This is a genomic window from Sandarakinorhabdus oryzae (assembly GCF_009733735.1).
GTDB lineage: Bacteria > Pseudomonadota > Alphaproteobacteria > Sphingomonadales > Sphingomonadaceae > Sandarakinorhabdus > Sandarakinorhabdus oryzae.
The window spans coordinates 1-2,363 of sequence record NZ_WNJP01000275.1 but is presented as its reverse complement, the minus strand read 5'-3'; the positions used below and the strand labels follow the sequence as shown (position 1 = coordinate 2,363).

Genomic DNA, 2,363 nt, shown 5'->3' with positions numbered 1-2,363 from the left:
GGGCGCTGGCCGAAACGCTGGCCACCAGCCTCGCACCGCTGGGCGTCATGCTGCATCTGCAGACCGCGCGCAGCGGCGGCTTCGCGGCGGCGCGGCGGCTGGGGCAGCATGATCTGGCGCTGGTCGAACAGGTGGCGCGGGTGCCCGATGTTGTCGCCTGGCTGGCGCAGTGGCGCTGCGGCCGTGCCCGGCCGTGCAGTGCGGCAGCCGATCAACTGCTCGACCAGGCGGCCAGGGCCGGCAACGACCTGACCGCGCGCCAAACGGCGGCGGCCGCAGCGGAGACCGCGCTGATGGCCGATCCGGCGTTCATCCCGCTGCTGCGGCCAGTGCGCTGGGCGTTGGTGGCGGGTGATCTGACCGGCTATCAGCCCAATCTGCTCGGCCGCCACCCGCTGGGCCGAATAGCGTCGGGTGGGAGCTGACCCTCGGCCTGCAACCTTTCGGGCCGCCGCTGCGAATGACGGGCATGCGCGGCCTTCCCCTCCCTTGCCATGACCAGTGACGAAGCCACGCTGGCGCGGCTGATGCGGGAGAGCCAGGGCGGCAATGCCCAGGCCTATCGCCAGCTGCTGGGCCTGGCGGCGCCGCTGTTGCAGCGCTGGTTCCGGCGCAAGGTGGCACCGCACGAACTGGATGATCTGGTGCAGGACACGCTGCTGGCGGTGCACCAGCGCCGGGCGAGCTGGGATCCGGCGCGGCCATTCCTGCCGTGGCTGGCGGCGATCGCGCGTTATCGCTGGGTCGATCGGCTGCGGCGCTCGGCGCTGCGCAACCATGATGCGCTGTTCGACGATATTTCGGTGGAATCGGGGGAATCGGCGCTGATCGGCCGGCTGGGTTGCGATCGGCTGCTGGCGCTGCTGCCGGCGGGTCAGGCCGCGGCAATCCGGGCGATGAAGATCGACGGCCTGTCGGTGACCGAGGCAGCGGCACAGCTGGGCCAATCGGAATCGATGGTGAAGGTGAATGTGCATCGCGGCCTCAAGAAACTGGCCGCGATGGTGGACGAGGATGCATGATGGTTGAGTCTTCCCCCCCAACCCGGCTCGACGCCCTGCTGGATCAGCTGGCGACCGATCTGGAACCGGTGAAGCCGCTGGACGACCGGCCGACCGCCCTGGTGCTGGCCGGCCTGTTCGCGGCGGCGGTGGCGCTGGTGCTGGCCTGGCTGGGCCCGCGCCCTGGGCTGCTGGGCGAGGACGTGCAACCGATGTTCATGCTGCGCAGCGGCACGCTGGCAGTTCTGGCCGTGGTGTGCGTGGCGGCGGTGGTGGCGCAGGCGCACCCCGGTGTTGGGCGCAACAGCCAGGGCTGGAAGGTGGCGGCCGCGATGGCGGCGCTGTTTCCGCTGGTGGGCGCCGTGGTGGCCTTCACCGATCCCGCCCATGCGCGGGCGATGATGATGATGCCGACGGGTTGGCAGTGCCTGCGGATGAGCCTGATGACCGGCACGCTGTGCGCGGTGCCGATGGTGCTGCATCTGCGGCGCGGGGCGCCAGTGGCGCCGGAACGGGCCGGGCTGCTGGTCGGGCTGGCCTCGGGCAGCCTGGGCGCGCTGGCCTACAACCTGCACTGCCCGTTCGATAGCGTGGTCTATATTGGCCTGTGGTATGGCGTGGCCATCGCTGTTGCGGCGGTGGCGGGGCGCCTGGTGGTGCCCCGCCTGATCCGCTGGTGACCGGTTAGCCCAGCCAAATCGTCAGCACTGCTTCACGGAGCGGCGGCCGATCTCGCGGCCGACCAGGGCACCGCCACCGGCGACCAGCGCGGTTTCACCCAGGTTGCCGCCCAGAAGCGCGGTGCCGGCACCGGCGATCACTGCGCCGGCCACGGCCCCGCGCGCCTTGGCGCGCTTCTTGGCGCGCTGGCAATCGGCGAGGCTGTTGTAGCGCTTGCCGTTATATTCATAGAGCACGGGACGGCTCTGCCCCGACTGGGCCAGCACCGGCGTGACGGCCGGCATCATCAGGCCCAGCGAAACCGCGATCATCAGGGGGGTACGCATGCTCATTCTCCTCTTGCATCGCCACCCGTGCGGGGCGCATGCTGGTTGGTGCAGCAGCATGAGCGTGATTGCCACAACCGGCAAGCGCCACCACGGGTTCAGCCAATGTTCAAACTGGCAAGGGCAAGGTGAATTCATGATGAAGCGAACCGTCCTTTCCGCGCTGGCCCTTGCGGCAGCCACGTCCGCCACGGCGCAGACGGCACCCCTCGGTTATGGCGACTACGCGCCCGACATGCGCGAGGCCGCCGAGGCGGCGGCGCTGCCGCCCATGCAGATGGATCAGCGCCTGGCGCCGGCGCCCGGCGATTATGCCGGGGCTGAATTGCCGGCGGGCTGGCAGCCGGCATCGGCC

The 2,363-nt window shown here is 70.4% G+C and carries 4 protein-coding genes and 1 pseudogene; 4 read left to right on the top strand and 1 reads right to left on the bottom strand.

The window, feature by feature from the left end:
- The 3 genes and pseudogenes from GJ693_RS17150 to GJ693_RS15510 form a co-directional block, all read left to right on the top strand.
- Window positions 1-425 (top strand): annotated as a pseudogene (locus tag GJ693_RS17150) (hypothetical protein); the annotation flags it as partial.
- Between the two features lie 69 nt (window positions 426-494).
- A complete protein-coding gene (locus GJ693_RS15515; RefSeq protein ID WP_156257145.1) occupies window positions 495-1,022 on the top strand; it encodes a sigma-70 family RNA polymerase sigma factor in 528 nt (175 codons plus the stop codon).
- Window positions 1,019-1,681, top strand: a complete 663-nt coding sequence (locus GJ693_RS15510) for an NrsF family protein (RefSeq protein WP_156257144.1) — start codon at window positions 1,019-1,021, stop codon at window positions 1,679-1,681. Before GJ693_RS15515 ends, GJ693_RS15510 begins: the two co-directional genes overlap by 4 nt.
- A gap of 21 nt (window positions 1,682-1,702) precedes the next feature.
- Here GJ693_RS15510 and GJ693_RS15505 read toward each other — a convergent pair whose 3' ends face one another.
- On the bottom strand, window positions 1,703-2,008 hold the full coding sequence (locus tag GJ693_RS15505) for a hypothetical protein (protein WP_156257143.1): 306 nt from the start codon (window positions 2,006-2,008) through the stop codon (window positions 1,703-1,705).
- Window positions 2,009-2,144: 136 nt separating this feature from the next.
- Between GJ693_RS15505 and GJ693_RS15500 the strand changes: the two genes are divergently transcribed.
- A partial coding sequence (locus GJ693_RS15500; protein ID WP_197042267.1) for a hypothetical protein occupies window positions 2,145-2,363 on the top strand: 219 nt, incomplete at its 3' end.